General features: G+C 68.2%; 13 protein-coding genes and 1 riboswitch. Of the genes, 8 read left to right on the top strand and 5 right to left on the bottom strand.

All coding sequences use genetic code 11. The annotated features are described in order from the left end of the window. Positions 1–18: 18 nt before the first annotated feature. Together DTA22_RS00770 and DTA22_RS00775 are read left to right on the top strand one after the other, a co-directional pair. Positions 19–1,674, top strand: a complete 1,656-nt coding sequence (locus DTA22_RS00770; protein WP_112298209.1) for an amidohydrolase — start codon at positions 19–21, stop codon at positions 1,672–1,674. 116 nt (positions 1,675–1,790) lie between these two features. Then, on the top strand, positions 1,791–2,195 hold the full coding sequence (locus DTA22_RS00775) for a hypothetical protein (protein WP_112298210.1): 405 nt from the start codon (positions 1,791–1,793) through the stop codon (positions 2,193–2,195). 10 nt (positions 2,196–2,205) lie between these two features. Here DTA22_RS00775 and DTA22_RS00780 read toward each other — a convergent pair whose 3' ends face one another. Next, positions 2,206–3,369 (bottom strand): sensor histidine kinase, encoded by a 1,164-nt coding sequence (locus tag DTA22_RS00780; RefSeq protein WP_112298211.1) that lies wholly within the window; start codon positions 3,367–3,369, stop codon positions 2,206–2,208. A 46-nt stretch (positions 3,370–3,415) separates the two neighbouring features. Here DTA22_RS00780 and DTA22_RS00785 point away from each other — a divergent pair, with 46 nt between their 5' ends. The 5 genes from DTA22_RS00785 to DTA22_RS00805 all read left to right on the top strand — a co-directional run bounded on the left by DTA22_RS00785 (position 3,416) and on the right by DTA22_RS00805 (position 7,853). Further along, positions 3,416–4,183: a TSUP family transporter gene (locus DTA22_RS00785; RefSeq protein ID WP_112298212.1), complete on the top strand. Its 768-nt coding sequence runs from the start codon at positions 3,416–3,418 to the stop codon at positions 4,181–4,183. A gap of 22 nt (positions 4,184–4,205) precedes the next feature. Continuing rightward, positions 4,206–5,726: a TldD/PmbA family protein gene (locus DTA22_RS00790; protein WP_112298829.1), complete on the top strand. Its 1,521-nt coding sequence runs from the start codon at positions 4,206–4,208 to the stop codon at positions 5,724–5,726. Beyond that, positions 5,723–7,084, top strand: a complete 1,362-nt coding sequence (locus DTA22_RS00795) for a metallopeptidase TldD-related protein (protein WP_112298213.1) — start codon at positions 5,723–5,725, stop codon at positions 7,082–7,084. Before DTA22_RS00790 ends, DTA22_RS00795 begins: the two co-directional genes overlap by 4 nt. 218 nt (positions 7,085–7,302) lie before the next feature. After that, the gene (locus tag DTA22_RS00800) at positions 7,303–7,509 is read left to right on the top strand and encodes a hypothetical protein (RefSeq protein ID WP_037233708.1); all 207 of its coding nucleotides are present in this window, start codon (positions 7,303–7,305) and stop codon (positions 7,507–7,509) included. Beyond that, positions 7,506–7,853: an ANTAR domain-containing protein gene (locus DTA22_RS00805; RefSeq protein ID WP_112298214.1), complete on the top strand. Its 348-nt coding sequence runs from the start codon at positions 7,506–7,508 to the stop codon at positions 7,851–7,853. The genes DTA22_RS00800 and DTA22_RS00805 overlap by 4 nt, the downstream gene beginning before the upstream one ends. On the opposite strand, the gene DTA22_RS00810 is transcribed toward DTA22_RS00805, so the two are convergent. Continuing rightward, complete coding sequence (locus tag DTA22_RS00810) at positions 7,822–9,009, bottom strand: DUF418 domain-containing protein (protein WP_112298215.1); 1,188 nt, start codon at positions 9,007–9,009, stop codon at positions 7,822–7,824. The two genes, DTA22_RS00805 and DTA22_RS00810, sit on opposite strands and share 32 nt — an antisense overlap. 79 nt (positions 9,010–9,088) lie before the next feature. Between DTA22_RS00810 and DTA22_RS00815 the strand changes: the two genes are divergently transcribed. Further along, positions 9,089–9,673, top strand: coding sequence for a TetR/AcrR family transcriptional regulator (locus DTA22_RS00815; RefSeq protein ID WP_112298216.1), 585 nt, complete (start codon positions 9,089–9,091; stop codon positions 9,671–9,673). A 330-nt stretch (positions 9,674–10,003) separates the two neighbouring features. On the opposite strand, the gene DTA22_RS00825 is transcribed toward DTA22_RS00815, so the two are convergent. From DTA22_RS00825 to cobN, 3 genes are all read right to left on the bottom strand, one after another. Further along, on the bottom strand, positions 10,004–11,371 hold the full coding sequence (locus tag DTA22_RS00825) for an FAD-dependent oxidoreductase (protein WP_112298217.1): 1,368 nt from the start codon (positions 11,369–11,371) through the stop codon (positions 10,004–10,006). A 195-nt stretch (positions 11,372–11,566) separates the two neighbouring features. Further along, positions 11,567–11,962, bottom strand: a complete 396-nt coding sequence (locus DTA22_RS00830) for a PPOX class F420-dependent oxidoreductase (RefSeq protein ID WP_037233726.1) — start codon at positions 11,960–11,962, stop codon at positions 11,567–11,569. 31 nt (positions 11,963–11,993) lie between these two features. Further along, a complete protein-coding gene (gene cobN, locus DTA22_RS00835; RefSeq protein ID WP_112298218.1) occupies positions 11,994–15,596 on the bottom strand; it encodes a cobaltochelatase subunit CobN in 3,603 nt (1,200 codons plus the stop codon). Positions 15,597–15,652: 56 nt separating this feature from the next. After that, positions 15,653–15,767: riboswitch (cobalamin riboswitch) on the bottom strand. Between the last annotated feature and the right edge of the window lie 33 nt (positions 15,768–15,800).

Genomic DNA, 15,800 nt, shown 5'->3' on the forward strand with positions numbered 1-15,800 from the left:
CCCGACAGGAGATTTCCGATGTCAGCAGGACCCGCAGATCTGGTCTTCACCCATGGATCGATTGCCACCCTGGACCCGGCCCGCAGCCGCGCCACGACGATCGCCGTCACCGGCGGCCGGATAACAGCCGTCGGCCACGACGAGGTCCGGGAGCTGATCGGCGCCCGCACCGAGGTCGTCGACCTCACCGGCAGGCTGCTGCTGCCGGGCTTCCAGGACGCGCACATCCATCCCGTGGTGGCCGGCCTCGAGTACGCCCGATGCAACCTCACCGGCATCACCGAGGCCGCCGCCACCCTCGACGCCATCCGCGGCTACGCCGACGCACACCCGGAGTTGCCGTGGATCGTCGGCGGCGGGTGGTCGATGGAGGCGTTCGACGGGGGCACACCCACCGCGCAACTCCTCGACACCGTCGTGCGGGATCGGCCGGTGTTTCTGCCCAACCGCGACCACCACGGCGCGTGGGCCAACACGAGAGCGCTGGACATCGCCGGCATCACCCGAGAGACCCCCGACCCCGTTGGCGGACGTATCGAACGCGACGCCGACGGTGAGCCGACCGGCATGCTCCAGGAGTCTGCGATGGAGCTGGTCGGCTGCCACACCCCGCAGCACACCCCCGACGACCGGCTGAAGGCATTGCTTCACGCCCAGCAGCACCTGCATTCGCTCGGCATCACGGCCTGGCAGGACGCGCTCCTCGGCGACACGTCCGGGATCTCCGACGTCTCGGACGCCTACGTGGCCGCGGCCGGCGACGGGTCTCTCACCGCACGGGTGGCGGGTGCCTTGTGGTGGGATCGCGATCGGGGCGCCGAGCAGATCCCCGACCTGCTCCGTCGACGGTCCCGTCTCCGGCTCGGGCGGATGCGGGCCGACACCGTGAAGATCATGCTCGACGGCGTCGCCGAATCCCGCACCGCGGCCATGATCTCTCCATATCTGGATGGATGTGGCTGCGCGACAGCCCATTCCGGAACCAGCTTCGTCGACCCGGACGAGCTGCGCGGCTACGTCACCGAGCTCGACGCCCTCGGATTTCAGGTGCACTTCCACGCGCTCGGCGATCGGGCCGTGCGCGACGCGCTCGACGCGGTCGACGCAGCTCGGACGACGAACGGATTCCGCGACACCCGGCCGCACCTCGCCCATCTGCAGGTCGTGGACCCGGACGACATCCCCCGTTTCCGCGCGCTCGGTGTCACGGCCAACATGCAACCGCTGTGGGCAGCCCACGAACCGCAGATGGACGAACTCACCATCCCCTTCCTCGGGGACGAACGCTCCCGCAGGCAGTACCCTTTCGGTTCCCTGTTGCGCTCGGGCGCAACGCTGGCAGCCGGCAGCGACTGGCCGGTCAGCAGCGCCGACCCGATCCACGGCATCCATGTCGCGGTCAATCGCGTACTCCCGGGCCGGGACGGGCAGGGGCGCCCGGTGTTCCTCCCGGAGCAGCGAATCGACCTGACGGCCGCACTCACCGCCTACACCGCCGGGTCGGCGTACGTGAACCACCTCGACGACACCGGGAGCATCGAGGTGGGAAAGCTCGCCGACCTGGTGGTCCTCGACCGCGATCCGTTCACCGGAACCGCCGAGACGATCGGCGAGGCCCGCGCCGTCCTGACCTATGTGGGCGGTGATCGGGTCTACGCGGCACCGAACGCCTGAGGACCAGCGGTAGTCGGCCCTACTCTGCGGCGCGGGAGTCGATCGGCGCACGGTCGTGGCGCCGATCGGCATCCGCGGCCACACTGGAGGTGTCCCGCCGAAGTCAGGAGACAGTGATGGGCGACAACAGGCCGTTCGGGTTCGACCCCGACGATCTCGAGCGCGTGATCCGGGAGGCCGGCGAGGAATTGCAGGGCGTCAAGGACCGTATCGTCAGGTTCCTGGACCAGGCGGATTCTCAGATTCCGTGGACGGGCGTGTTCGCGGACTTCGCCCGCTCTCCGCGCGCCGCGTCGAAGCCGGAAACCGCCGGGGAGACCGGTGACGGTGTGTGGGCGATCTACACGCTGGACGACGAGGGCGTCGCACGCGTCGAGCAGGTGTATGCCACCGAACTCGATGCACTCCGCGCGCACAAGCACAACACGGATCCCCACCGTTCCGTGCGGTTCCTGCCCTACGGTGTCACCGTGAGCGTCCTCGACCAGCCGGAGGAAGCAGCACCACCGGAGACAGAGTGATCGAGGCCGCTCAGTCCTCCAGCTCGAGCGGCAACTCCGCGGTGACCCGCCAACTGCCGTCGGTCTGTCGTCCCGCCTCGAGGGTGCCGTGCAGGACGGCGACCCGCTCCCGCATACCGAGCAGCCCGTTGCCCGACCCGAGCGAGAACTGCCCGGACGAGTTGCCGTTGTCGGTGATTTCGACGAGGACGTCCGTCTCGCGGCGCCGCACGCGCACCTTCGCGCGCGGACGCTCCCCGGCGTGCCGCAGCACATTTGTCAGCGATTCCTGGACGAGCCGGTGGACGCCGAGGCTGACCGCGGGGCTGATGTCGTCCAACTCGCCCGTCAGTTCGAGTTCCACAGGCAGGCCGGCGCTGCGCATCATGTCGACCACCCGGGCGAGGCCGGCCGTGCCGTGCTGGGGCATGTCGTCGGTCGCCGGTTCGGTGCGCAACAGCGAGACGGTGCGCCGCAGTTCCGCCAGAGCCTCCCGCCCGGTGCTTGCGATGTTGGTGAGTGCCTGCTTCGCGATGTCAGGGTTGGTCTTCAGCGCATACGACGCGCCGTCGGCCTGAACGATCATCACGCTCACCGCGTGCGCGACGACGTCGTGCAGTTCCCGGGCGATCCGGGTGCGCTCGGCCGCCACCGCGTCCTCGGCGCGGCGATCCCGGTCGTAGTCGGCGACGACGAGGCGCGCGGCGACCTCCTCGTCGTAGGCCCGGCGGGCGCCGAGGAACTCCGCCGTGATCCAGGAGAGCGCGAAGACGAGGACCGAGAACAGTCCGGCCGCCACCAGTTCCTGTTCCAGCAACCAGATCGAGAGGGCGGAATCGACGGCGAGACCCACCGCGTACACCGCGGCGGTGCTGCGATCGACGTAGGCGACGAGCGTGTAGAGGGCGACGGCGAGCGCCAGCAGACCGGGATGTTCGGCGTCGAGGTCTCCGATCGAATAACTGATGAAGGTGATCGTGATCGACATCACCAGAACGGCACCGGCCGCCGCCCGCGGGTACTTGCGACGCCACACGATCGGCAGGCACAGCAGGAAACCCATGACCAGTTGCACCCACGGCGAGCGGTCTCCCGACGCGGTGAACACGAACACCTCGAGGGTGAACAGGATCGCCGCCAACATCGAGTCCGCAACCGTCGGCTTTCCTCGCAGCCACAGACTGAACCTCCGCATGTGCACAGCGTAAGTACCTCACGGTGGGTGTGGTTGAGTCTGCACCATGAATGTGGGTGACTGGGCGCTTCTTCTCACCGCTGCGACGGCCGCCGGGTGGGTGGACGCCGTCGTCGGCGGCGGCGGACTGATCCTCATTCCCGCACTGTTTCTCGTTGCACCGCAGCTGACGCCGCAGGCGGCGCTGGCCACCAACAAGCTCACCGCGTTCACCGGCACCTCCGCCGCCGTCGTCACGTTCGCGCGCCGGATCCCCATGAACTGGCGGTTGCTGGTTCCGGCCGGTCTACTCGCGGCGGTGGCGTCCGCGCTCGGCGCGGCGACGGTGTCGCGCATCGACAAGGACGTCTTCATCCCGCTCATCATGGCGGTGCTCGTCGGCGTCGCCGTGTTCGTGACGATCCGTCCGCAGCTCGGGACCACGCTGGCGAAGGATCCGCCGACACGGCGGAAGGTCGTCGCGGTCGTCCTGCTGTCCGCCGGACTCCTCGGTTTCTACGACGGACTGTTCGGGCCGGGCACCGGAACATTCCTCATCATCAGCTTCGCCACGTTCCTCGGCACGGAATTCGTGCGCAGTGCCGCGATGGCGAAAGTGATCAATCTCGGATCGAATCTCGGTGCGCTGGTGTTCTTCGCCGCCACCGGTCATGTTCTGTGGGCACTCGGCCTGGGCATGGCGGTCTGCAACGTGATCGGCGCGGTCATCGGTTCGCGGATGGCGCTGAGCAAGGGCGCCGGATTCGTCCGGGTCACGCTGCTGATCGTGGTGATCGCGATGGTGATCCGGTTGGGTTGGCAGCAATTCGGCTGAGCGACCGACTACGGTGGTCCAGGTGACGGCTCCACGACAGGTTGATCCGGAATTCCTTGCCCTCCCCCTGCGTTCGCTGGCGGACGCGGCGCTCACCGCTGCCCGTGCGGCGGGCGCGTCGCACGCCGACCTGCGGGTGCATCGCCTGACCAGCCAGTCGCTGCGGCTGCGCGACGGCGAGGTGCAGTCGGCGGTGGACACCAACGAACTCGGCTTCGCGGTGCGGGTCGTCGTCGACGGCACCTGGGGTTTCGCCTCGCATGCCGAGCTGACACCGGCGACCGCCGCCGCGACCGCGGAACAGGCTGTCGCGGTCGCCCGGGCGTTGCGTGGACTGAATCGGGAGCACGTCGAACTCGCCGACGAGCCGGTGCACACCGATGTCCACTGGGTGTCCGATTACGGCGTCGATCCGTTCGAAGTTCCGGCCTCCGACAAGATCTCGTTGCTCGGTGAATACTCCCGCAGGCTCCTCGCGTCCGACGGCGTCGACCACGTCACCGCCGGATGCCTGCAGGTGAAGGAACAGACGTTCTACGCCGATCTCGCCGGATCGTCCATCGTGCAGCAGCGGGTGCGGTTGCATCCGCAACTCGAAGCCACCACCGTCGACCAGTCGGCCGGTGTGTTCGAGACGATGCGCACCCTCGCTCCCCCCGTCGGACGCGGATGGGAATACGTCGCCGGAGACGGGGTGTGGAACTGGACCGACGAACTCGCCCGGATCCCGGACCTGCTGGCCGAGAAGGTGAAGGCCCCCACTGTGGTGGCCGGTCCCACCGACCTGGTGATCGACCCGACCAACCTGTGGCTGACCATCCACGAATCCATCGGGCACGCCACCGAGTACGACCGCGCCATCGGCTACGAGGCCGCGTATGCCGGCACGTCGTTCGCCACTCCCGACAAACTCGGCACGCTGCGCTACGGGACGCCGATCATGCACGTGACCGCGGACCGGACCGAACGGCACGGTCTCGCGACGGTCGGCTACGACGACGAAGGAGTCGAAACACAGTCCTGGGACCTGGTGGCCGACGGGATTCTCGTCGGCTACCAACTCGACCGGGCGTTCGCGCCCCGGCTCGGGCTGGAGCGTTCCAACGGCTGCTCGTACGCCGACTCGCCGCACCACGTCCCCATCCAGCGGATGGCCAACGTGTCGTTGCAGCCCGATCCCGACACCGATCGCAGCACCGACGACCTGATCTCCGGCGTGGAGGACGGCATCTACGTCGTCGGCGACAAATCCTGGTCGATCGACATGCAGCGCTACAACTTCCAGTTCACCGGTCAGCGGTTCTACCGCATCCGCGGCGGGAAAATCGACGGACAACTCCGCGACGTCGCGTACCAGGCGACGACCACGGACTTCTGGGGCTCGATGGACGCCGTCGGCGGACGCTCCACCTGGCAGCTCGGCGGCGCCTTCAACTGCGGCAAGGCGCAACCCGGCCAGGTGGCGGCGGTCAGCCACGGCTGCCCGTCGGCACTCTTCCGCGGCGTCAACGTACTGAACACTCGGACGGAAGGCGGCCGATGATCGCACCGCAGCAACTCGTCGAGCAGGTCCTGGCCCGGGCCACCGTGGACGAAACCATCGTGATCGTCACCGATGCCAGCGAGGCGTCCCTGCGGTGGGCGGGCAACTCGATGACCACCAACGGCGTGTCCACGTCGCGCAGCTGGACGGTCATCTCGATCGTCCGGGCCGGCGAGGACGCGAAGGTCGGCATCGTCACGTCCGCGTCCGTCGACGCCGCCGACATCGACGGAGTGGTCCGTTCGGCCGAAATCGCGGCCCGCGCAGCCACACCCGCGTCCGACGCGATGCCGCTGCTCACCGGCACCGACACCGATGAGCGGTGGGACGATTCGGCGGAGCGCACCGAGATCGGCGCGTTCGAGCAGCTCGCCCAGGATCTGAGCATGGGCTTCGACGGCAGCGACCAGCTCTACGGTTTCGCCCACCACCAGCTGCACACCACGTGGCTGGGCACGTCGACCGGGATCCGGCGCCGATTCGCCCAGCCGACCGGGTCGGTGGAGATCAACGGCAAACGCGGCGACGCCAGCGCCTGGGTGGGCACCAGCACCAAGGACTTCACGGATGTGGCCAGCGTGAAGTTGCTCCAGGACCTGTCGACACGCCTCGACTGGGCCGGCAACCGGGTGGAGTTGCCCGCGGGCCGTTACGAGACGATCCTGCCGCCGTCCGCGGTCGCGGACCTCATGATCTACCTCATGTGGACCATGGAGGGCCGGGCCGCGGAAGAGGGGCACTCCGCCCTGTCGGCGCCCGGAGGCACCCGTATCGGGGAGAAGCTGAGTGCGCTCCCGCTCACCCTCTATTCCGATCCGGCCGCGCTCGGCGTGGAATATACGCCGTTCGTCGTCACCGGGTCGTCGTCCGAATCCGTGTCCGTCTTCGACAACGGGATGGACGCGGGCCGGGTCGACTGGATCCGTGACGGCACGGTCAACGCGCTCGCGTACCCGCGGGCGGCGGCGAAGGAGTTCGGCGCCGACGTGACCGTGCCCGGTGACAACCTGATCCTCGACACCGGCGGCTCGGTGTCACTCGACCAGATGGTGGCCGAGACCGAACGAGGACTGCTGCTGACCACCCTCTGGTACATCCGGGAAGTCGACCCCGCCACCCTGCTGCTCACGGGATTGACGCGGGACGGCGTCTACCTCGTCGAGAACGGGAAGGTCACCGGTGCCGTGAACAACTTCCGGTTCAACGAGAGCCCCCTCGACCTGCTGCGGAGGGTCACCCAGGGCGGAGCCACCGAGCGGACGCTGCCCCGGGAATGGAAGGACTGGTTCACCCGAACCGCGATGCCACCGTTGCGTGTCCCGGACTTCCACATGTCGTCGGTCAGCAAGGCGCTCTGAGGCGCGGATTCTATGCGGACGCTCGTCTAGGTGACAGCCCGTGCCGTTTCCGTTATAAATGCTGCAGACATCGCGCATATGAGATTGCTCACTCCGGAGCAGTTTCGCCGCGCATGTCATATTCAGGTCTCCAGAGAACGGGGCCGAAACTCACCGTAGCGCCGCGTGGCCGGTGCATGCGCCGAGTGCGTCCCTTGTACATCTGACCAGGAGGTTTCATGCACTCCGATACCACCACCCGCGAACTGCTCCAGGGCCACACCAAGGTCACGAGAAGGTTCGCTCTCGCCGACGTGGCACTGACGACGTTCGTCTGCCTCGTCTGCGCCGCCGGGATCGGCATCATCACCGGTTCCGTTCTCGCCGCCGCGACGGGGGGACTGATCGTCGTCCTCGCCACGGCCCTGATGGTGGCGGCGGTATGACCGCGCCGACACATCAGCGACGCACGACAATCAAGGAGATCACAGTGTCGAACGACGTACTCGAGGCGGCACCGCCTGCACATTCGATTCCGCACCGTCACCCCGACGGACGCGAGGTTCTCGCCACCGCGAAAGGCATTCTCATCGCTTCCCGCGGTTACGGCGACGCCGAGGCGTTCGAGGAGTTGCTCGACGTCTCCCGACATCACCACGTCAGCGTGATGCGGGCAGCGAAGTCGTTGGTGGAGTTGGCGACCCGGCGGCAGCCGTGCCCCTCGGTGACGACGCCCGCACCGTCGTACGCCCTCGAGTTCACGGAATGGACGACACTGCTGGCGCGGTGACACCGTCCCTGTCCGCCCGGGTGAGACGCTGGTAGCCCCGGTGCGTGAGCCATTCGAGCGGCCCCCGATCGAACCGCCGCAACCACAGGCGTGACACGACGATCAGGGTTGTCGAAACGGCACCGAACAACGCGACGGTCGCCGGAACGACGGTGGCGCCGGTCAACCGGGCCGCGAGACCGAATCCCCAGCCGTAGCAGACGATCGAGCACAGGATGTTCTGCAGCACGTAGCAACTGAGCGCAGTGCGGCCGACTCCCGAGAGCGCCCGACCGGCCGGGCCGGGTTCGCGTCCGTCGGCGTAGCGGTGTGCGATCGCGGCGAGGAGCCCCAGCGCCACCACCGGAGCGGTCCCGTACCTGCCGAGGATCAGGCCTGCGTCTCCGCCGAAGAATCCGAGCGCGAAGTCCAGTGGAAGTGCGATTGCCAGGCCCGCGATCATCAGGCGGCGGCGCAAGGCACCGCGGTCCGGGTCGAGGACGCGCGCACCGTAGAGGTGGGCGCCGACGAGGAACAGGGCGATCGACAGCGGCAGGATGAAGAGCACCTCGAGCCGGAACAGCAACACGTGGTCGGCACGGAAGACGACGAGATCCCAGAAGCTGCCATCCGCATAGGGGTTCGGTGACAGTGGGTGCGGCTCCCTCGTGGGCGCCGAGGACAATGCCGCGACGACGAGGCCCAGCATCGCCGCGTGGACGGTCACCGCGCACGCCACCCAGACGCGTTGCGCGCGAATGCCTGTGGTCAGGATGAAGGCGACGATCAATCCGGTGAGGGCGTATCCGGTCAGCACGTCGAACTCGGTGAACAGCAGAAAATGCAGTGCTCCGTCGAGCATCAGCAGCCCCGCGCGCCACGGGTAGCCGCCCGGCCACCGAGCGCCACGTCGCTGCGCGGAACGCTGCTGGATGACCAGTCCGATGCCGAACATGACGGTGAGCAGGCCGAGGAACTTGCCCTGCGCGAACTGCTGCAGAACCACCTGCACCGGGGCCCATCCGCCGGTGGCCTTTCCGGTGCCGTTGACGTACCCCACCAGACCCTCGACGTTGGTGAAGATCCAGATGTTGGTGGCGAGAGTGCCCAAGATGGCTGCACCGCGCATGACGTCGAGCGCGGCGTAGCGGTGGGAACTCGACAGTTGCGACGTCATGCCTTCCGCCCTCCGGTATTTGTTAGTACGATCGTGCCAACAAACGCTCATGCTAGCACGACCGTGTTACCATGGCGGGGTGCCGAAGCTCATCGACCACGACCGAAGGCAGCAGGAGATCGCCGAGGCCGTGTGGCGGGTGATCCAACGCGAGGGCATCGGTGCGGTATCCGTACGCGATGTGGCCGCCGAGGCCGGAATCTCGAGCGGATCGCTTCGACACGTGTTCGCCAGCAAGGCCGAACTCCTCGCCTATTCGATGCGACTCGTCGCGACGCGTGTCCGCGAGCGAGCGCAGGCTCACGCCTCGATCACCGACCCGTGGCAGCGCGCCCTCGCGGTGCTGGACGAGGTCCTCCCGCTCGACGATCGCCGACGCTGCGAGATGGAAGTGAACTTGGCCCTCGTCGCGGAAAGCCCCGCCCATCCCCTACTGAAAGACATCGCCCTCGACGCCCAACGGCAGCTCCGTGGTGCATGCGCCGCGATCCTGACCGGCCTCGCCAGGCGGGGCCTGCTCGCACCCGACATCGACGTCGACACCGAGGCGATGCGCCTGCACGCACTCGTCGACGGCGCGGCGATGCACGTCCTGCTCGGCGACACCGACACCCCGGAGACCGCCCAGCGCATGATCGCCGAGCACCTCCGCGCACTCGCCTGACCGTTCACCGAAGATGCAGTACCACATACCATTCCACGAAGATCCGACCACGCTGCCTTATCGCACGGGCTGGTAACGGAGCCAGACGACGCCGTCGTCGAAGGCACGGCTCGCGATGAGGTCGAACCGGATCGCCGCTGGTGCAGTTCCGTGCCACAGACGATTGATGCGCGCCGGGAAGACAGGGGTGGACGCCCGTCGTGGCCCCGTCGAAGGCGACCGCAACATGAGCGACGGCATAGGGACGCCAGTCCGAATGGCGTGTATCTGACGGCATACTATGGCTCACCTCCTTCGTGCGAGAGATGCCGCTCCCAGAGGGCGTTGGGGTCACGGACTCGGCGCGACCCGCGTCGATCGGGTGAGGACCGGCGCCAGGACTCTGGGGTGGAAGATCCGGACCGGCGAATCGATCATGTTCGCCACACGCACGAATCGGACCAGCACCTGCGGATCACGAGCGGCGAGCGCATGCACCCGTCCGAAGTACCAGTTCATGAAGGGGGTTCCGAACGGCGCATCACCCTGTGTTCCAGGCCAGTTCATGTCCTCCCCGGCGGCCAACCTCCACGGCGCGTCGAGCCTCCTCGGCACCCTCTTCAGGAAATGGTGGGCCATCGCATCGAGACTCTCACCCCTGTGGACAGCCCGGTCGAGACATTCCCGCAACGTCATCGCATCGAGGGCGCTGGTCGTCATTCCCTGGCCGTAGATCGGGTTGAAGCTGCACAGGCTGTCGCCGAGCACGATCAGACCGCCCGGGAAACGGCGCATCCGTTCATAGTGCCTGCGGACGTTGGCGCGGAACTTGTACCCCGCGATCGGTGTCAGGGGCTCCGCCTCGCGCATGAACGTGTAAATGTCGGGCGCCTCGAGGTTGCGCGCGAACTCGAGAAGGCCGTCCTCGTCGCGCGGCGGGTGATCACCGTTCCAGCCGCCGAGCATCACGATCCAGCGCTGACCCTCCACCGGGAAGATGACACCCAACCGTGTTCCGTCCGGCGGTGTGGGCGCGACGATCAGCGCCTTCCATGGGCAGTCCTCGTGCGGCGGTCGGGCATAGAACCGTGTCGCATAGCCGACGTCGACGTCGATGACCGACATGTCGGGTCGGCCGTACCCCAACTCCTCGAGCCAGCGCGGCGTCCGGGAGCCGCGACCGCTCGCATCGACCACCAGGTCGGCGGACACAGTCTCCTCGGTGGCGCCGGCTCGGCGCGACTGGACCGCCACCCCGGTGATCCGCTGCGCCGTGGCGTCGGTGACGAATCTCTTGACGTGGCAATGATCGACGAGATCGATGTTGGAGATCTGGCACACCCGCCGACGGATCTGCCATTCGAGGAACGGCCGGGTCTGGCAGGTGATGAAGATCCCGCTCGGTACCCGCAGCTTCCACACGCCGCGGTGGTACCAGGCGAAGTCCGACGTCATTTCGACTTCTGCCGATCCTCCCTCGATCAGTTCGGAGGTGAGACCGGGGAAGGACTCCTCCATCAGGCTCAGGCCGCGTTTCCAGATGCTGTGGACGTGACGGCCCTGGGGAACTCCCATCCGCGGCTCGGCGCTGTCGACCAGGTGATCCTTCTCGAATATCGTGACCGTATCGAAGTAGTCCGCCAGGACGCGGGACGCGAGCAGGCCGGCGATGCTGCCGCCGATGACGACGGCGTGTGCGTCCCGGCGTGGAACATTCACGCGCCGCGATCGCGATGATCGGTCAACGCGGCGACGCAGGGCGATGTGGTGGTTCACGGTGATACTCCCGTCTACGGGACATACCCACCGTGATCCCCGTGCTCGCACCCCACCAGGCCCCCTGGGGTGACCTTCCCGCACCCGAGGGTGCGACATCGGCCCCCTAGGTGCTCGATCCGGCCTGGATTCCCGGGGCTACCGGTCGTCGGGCGTGACGGCGAGTCCGATGGTTCCGGTCTTTCCCCGGCGCAGGAGGCTGCCTTTCATCGTGAGCCAGCCGAGGATGCCGTACTTGCGGGCGATCACGTCCCGCGTGTGATCGGTGTCGGCGGCGTCGAGGATCACGGCGCGGGCGGGAACCTCGGGTCCCTTCGGCTTGCCGCGCGCATCGCACGCGGCCACCGTCACCTCCGGGTTGCGGCGGATGCGTTTGACCTTGTACGAGTCGGTGACCGTCCACATCAGCAGGCGTTCACCGTCTGCGGCGGCCCACAGCGGTGTCGCCACCGGGGTGCCGTCTTTCCGAAACGTGGTGAGCAGGACATATTTCGCGGCCGACACCCGGTCGAATTCTGTGGTCACCGGGCCCATGCTAGACCGAACCGCGGAGCCGGACGGTTCGTCAGTCCCCTTCGAGTTCGCCTTCGGTCTCGAGGTACACCTGCCGCAGGCCGTCGAGGGTCTGCTGCTCGGGGTGCTCCCACATGTTCCGCTCGGCCGCCTCGAGCAGGCGTTCGGCGATGCCGTGCAGGGCCCACGGGTTGGACTGTTCCATGAACTTGCGGTTCTGGTCGTCCAGCACGTACGACTCCGCGAGCTTCTCGTACATCCAGTCGGCGACGACGTTGGTGGTGGCGTCGTATCCGAACAGGTAGTCGACGGTGGCCGCCATCTCGAACGCACCCTTGTAGCCGTGGCGGCGCATCGCCTCGAGCCACCGCGGGTTCACGACGCGGGCGCGGAACACCCGGGACGTCTCCTCCGACAGGGTTCGGGTGCGCACCGACTCGGGCCGGGTGCTGTCGCCGATGTACGCCTCGGGCGACTTCCCGGTGAGCGCCCGCACGGTCGCGACCATGCCGCCGTGGTACTGGAAGTAGTCGTCGGCGTCGGCGATGTCGTGTTCGCGGGTGTCGGTGTTCTTGGCCGCCACGGTGATTCGACGATAGGCGGTCCGCATGTCGTCGGCGGCGGGGGCGCCGTCGAGTCCGCGGCCGTACGCGAAACCACCCCACGTGGTGTACACGTCGGCGAGGTCGGCGTCGCCGCGCCAGCTCTTGGAGTCGATGAGCTGCAGCAGTCCGGCCCCGTAGGTGCCCGGCTTCGACCCGAAGATGCGGGTGGTCGCGCGCCGTTCGTCGCCGTGCTCGGCGAGATCCGCCTGCGCATGTGCGCGCACGAAGTTGCTTTCGGCGGGTTCGTCCACCGCGGCGACGAGCCGGACGGCGTCGTCGAGCAGTGCCAGGACGTGCGGGAACGCATCACGGAAGAAGCCGCTGATCCGGACCGTGACGTCGATGCGCGGCCGGCCCAGTTCCTCGAGGTCGATCACCTCGAGGTTCACCACGCGCCGGCTCGCCTCGTCCCACACCGGGCGCACACCGAGGAGCGCGAAGACCTCGGCGATGTCGTCGCCGGACGTGCGCATCGCGGACGTGCCCCACACGGACAGACCCACCGACCGCGGCCACTCTCCGTGATCGGACTTGTAGCGGTCCAGCAACGATTCGGCCATCGCCTGGCCGGTCTCCCAGGCGAGCCGGGACGGCACGGCCTTCGGGTCCACGGAGTAGAAGTTGCGGCCCGTCGGGAGCACGTTGATCAGGCCGCGCAGCGGCGACCCGCTCGGCCCGGCGGCGATGAAACCGCCGTCGAGCGCGTGCAGCACCTGGGCGATCTCGTTGTCGGTCTCCCGCAACCGGGGCACCACCTCGGTGGCAGCGAAACGCAGGATCTTCGCGACGGTGTCGTCGTCGGTGAGGGTGCCGGCGGCGTCCGGATTCCAGTCGGCGTCGTGCATGCCCTGCACCAGTGCGTGCGCCTGCTGCTCGATGTCGTCTACGCGGGTGCGGGATTCGTCGCCGTCCTCGCTGAGGCCGAGCGCCTCGCGGAGTCCGGGAACGTTCTGTTCGCCGCCCCACATCTGCCGGGCGCGCAGCATCGCGAGCACCAGTTCGACCTCGGCGTCGTCGCGGGGGGCCGCACCGAGGATGTGGAGGCCGTCACGGATCTGGACGTCCTTGATCTCGCACAGCCAGCCGTCGACGTGCAGCAGCATGTCGTCGAACACGTCCTCGTCGGGCCGTTCCTCGAGTCCGAGGTCGTGGTCCATCTTGGCGGCGCGCATCAGCGTCCAGATCTGCTGGCGAATGGCCGGCAGCTTCGACGGATCGAGCGCGGAGATGTTCGAGTGCTCGTCGAGGAGCTGCTCGAGTCGCGAGATGTCGCCGTAGCTCTCGGCGCGGGCCATCGGCGGAATCAGGTGATCGACGAGGGTCGCGTGGGCGCGGCGCTTGGCCTGCGTGCCCTCCCCCGGATCGTTGACCAGGAACGGGTAGATCAGCGGCAGGTCGCCCAGCGCGGCGTCGGTGCCGCACGACGCGGACATGCCGAGCGTCTTGCCGGGCAGCCATTCGAGATTGCCGTGCTTGCCGAGATGGACCACGGCGTCGGCGCCGAATCCGCCGGCGGCGGCGTCCGCCGCGATCCACCGGTAGGCGGCGAGGTAGTGGTGACTCGGCGGCAGGTCCGGGTCGTGGTAGATGGCGACCGGCTTCTCCCCGAATCCGCGCGGCGGCTGCACCATCAGGACGAGATTGCCGAACTGCATTGCGGCGATCACGATTTCACCCGCAGGATCTTGCGAACGGTCGACGTACAGTTCGCCCGGCGCCGGTCCCCAGTGCTCCTCGACACCCTCGCGCAGATCGGCGGGCAGCGCCGAGAACCACTCGCGGTAGCGGGCGGCGGAGATCCGGATCGGGTTGCCCTCGAGCTGCTCCGCGGTCAACCAGTCCGGGTCCTGGCCGCCGGCGGCGATGAGGGCATGGATCAGCGCGTCGCCGTCCTGGGCCGCGAGACCCGGCACGGAATCCGGCCCGTCCGCGGGGCCGAGGTCGTATCCAGCGGCCCGCATCTCGGTGAGCAACCTGATCGCGCTGGCCGGGGTGTCGAGACCGACGGCATTGCCGATGCGGGCGTGCTTCGTCGGATACGCCGACAGCATCAGAGCGATCCGGCGGTCGGATGCGGGGATGTGCCGGAGTCGGGCGTGCCGGACGGCGATGCCCGCCACCCGGGAGGCGCGCTCGGCGTCGGGAACGTAGGTGGAGAGACCGTCGGCGTCGATCTCCTTGAACGAGAACGGCACCGTGATCAGCCGGCCGTCGAACTCGGGGACCGCGACCTGGGTGGCGACGTCGAGCGGCGACAATCCGTCGTCGTTGGACTCCCACGACTCACGGCTGCTGGTCAGGCACAGTCCCTGCAGGATCGGCACGTCCAGCGCGGCCAGCGCGGCGACGTCCCACGCCTCGTCGTCGCCGCCGGCCGAGACGCCGGCCGGCTTGGTGCCGCCGGCGGCGAGCACGGTGACCACCATCGCGTCCGCCCGGCGCAGCGTGTTCAGCAACTCCGGTTCGGCGGTGCGCAGCGACGCGCAGAAGATCGGCAGCGGGGTGCCGCCCGCCGTGTCGACGGCGTCGCACAGCGCCTCGATGTAGCGGGTGTTCCCGGCCAGGTGCTGGGCGCGGTAGTAGAGAACGGCGATCGTGGGGCGGTCCGGGTTCGCGTCGGGAGCGAACGGCGCGACACCCCAGCTCGGCAGGTGGACCGGCGCCTCGAAGCCGTGACCGGTCAGCAGCACGGTGTCGGACAGGAAGTGGTGCAGCTGGGCGAGGTTGTCGGCGCCGCCCTCGGCGAGATAGTTGTGTGCCTCAGCCGAGACACCGGCGGTGACGGTCGAGCACTCCATGAGTTCGGCGTCCGGGGCGTGCTCGCCACCGAGGACCACCACGGGCAGTCCACTGGCCAGGACCGCGTCGAGCCCCTCTTCCCACGCCCGACGACCACCGAGGATGCGCACCACGACCAGGTCGGCGCCGTCGAGCAGTCCCGGCAGATCCTCCTCGACCAGCAGCCGTGCCGGGTTGGCCCAGCGGTAGTCCGCCCCGCTGGCGCGTGCGCTGAGCAGGTCGGTGTCGGAGGTCGAGAGCAGCAGGATCACGTGTGGAGCCTTCCTGGGGGTGTCGCGCCCCGTGGCGGTGGTTCTGTACGGAACCGTAGGTCGGAGGACGGCAGGTGAGGGTCTGGCTCGCCCACCGGTTTCGGAGGGCTCACAGTGGCGCGACCGCACCGGACTTTCACCGGCTTCCTCACCTGCTGTCGCAAGTGCTGGTGATGCTACCCGGGGCCGGACGTAACCTGGGAC

The sequence above is a fragment of the Rhodococcus wratislaviensis genome, assembly GCF_900455735.1.
In the GTDB taxonomy this organism is placed as follows: Bacteria; Actinomycetota; Actinomycetes; order Mycobacteriales; family Mycobacteriaceae; genus Rhodococcus_F; species Rhodococcus_F wratislaviensis.

Coding starts and splice junctions, on each gene's coding strand:
- DTA22_RS00810 (WP_112298215.1), bottom strand. CDS start 9,009: ATGACGTCGCAACTGTCGAGTTCCCACCGCTACGCCGCGCTCGACGTC.
- DTA22_RS00795 (WP_112298213.1), top strand. CDS start 5,723: ATGATCGCACCGCAGCAACTCGTCGAGCAGGTCCTGGCCCGGGCCACC.
- DTA22_RS00805 (WP_112298214.1), top strand. CDS start 7,506: ATGACCGCGCCGACACATCAGCGACGCACGACAATCAAGGAGATCACA.
- DTA22_RS00830 (WP_037233726.1), bottom strand. CDS start 11,962: ATGGGCCCGGTGACCACAGAATTCGACCGGGTGTCGGCCGCGAAATAT.
- DTA22_RS00770 (WP_112298209.1), top strand. CDS start 19: ATGTCAGCAGGACCCGCAGATCTGGTCTTCACCCATGGATCGATTGCC.
- DTA22_RS00800 (WP_037233708.1), top strand. CDS start 7,303: ATGCACTCCGATACCACCACCCGCGAACTGCTCCAGGGCCACACCAAG.
- DTA22_RS00775 (WP_112298210.1), top strand. CDS start 1,791: ATGGGCGACAACAGGCCGTTCGGGTTCGACCCCGACGATCTCGAGCGC.
- DTA22_RS00785 (WP_112298212.1), top strand. CDS start 3,416: ATGAATGTGGGTGACTGGGCGCTTCTTCTCACCGCTGCGACGGCCGCC.
- DTA22_RS00780 (WP_112298211.1), bottom strand. CDS start 3,369: ATGCGGAGGTTCAGTCTGTGGCTGCGAGGAAAGCCGACGGTTGCGGAC.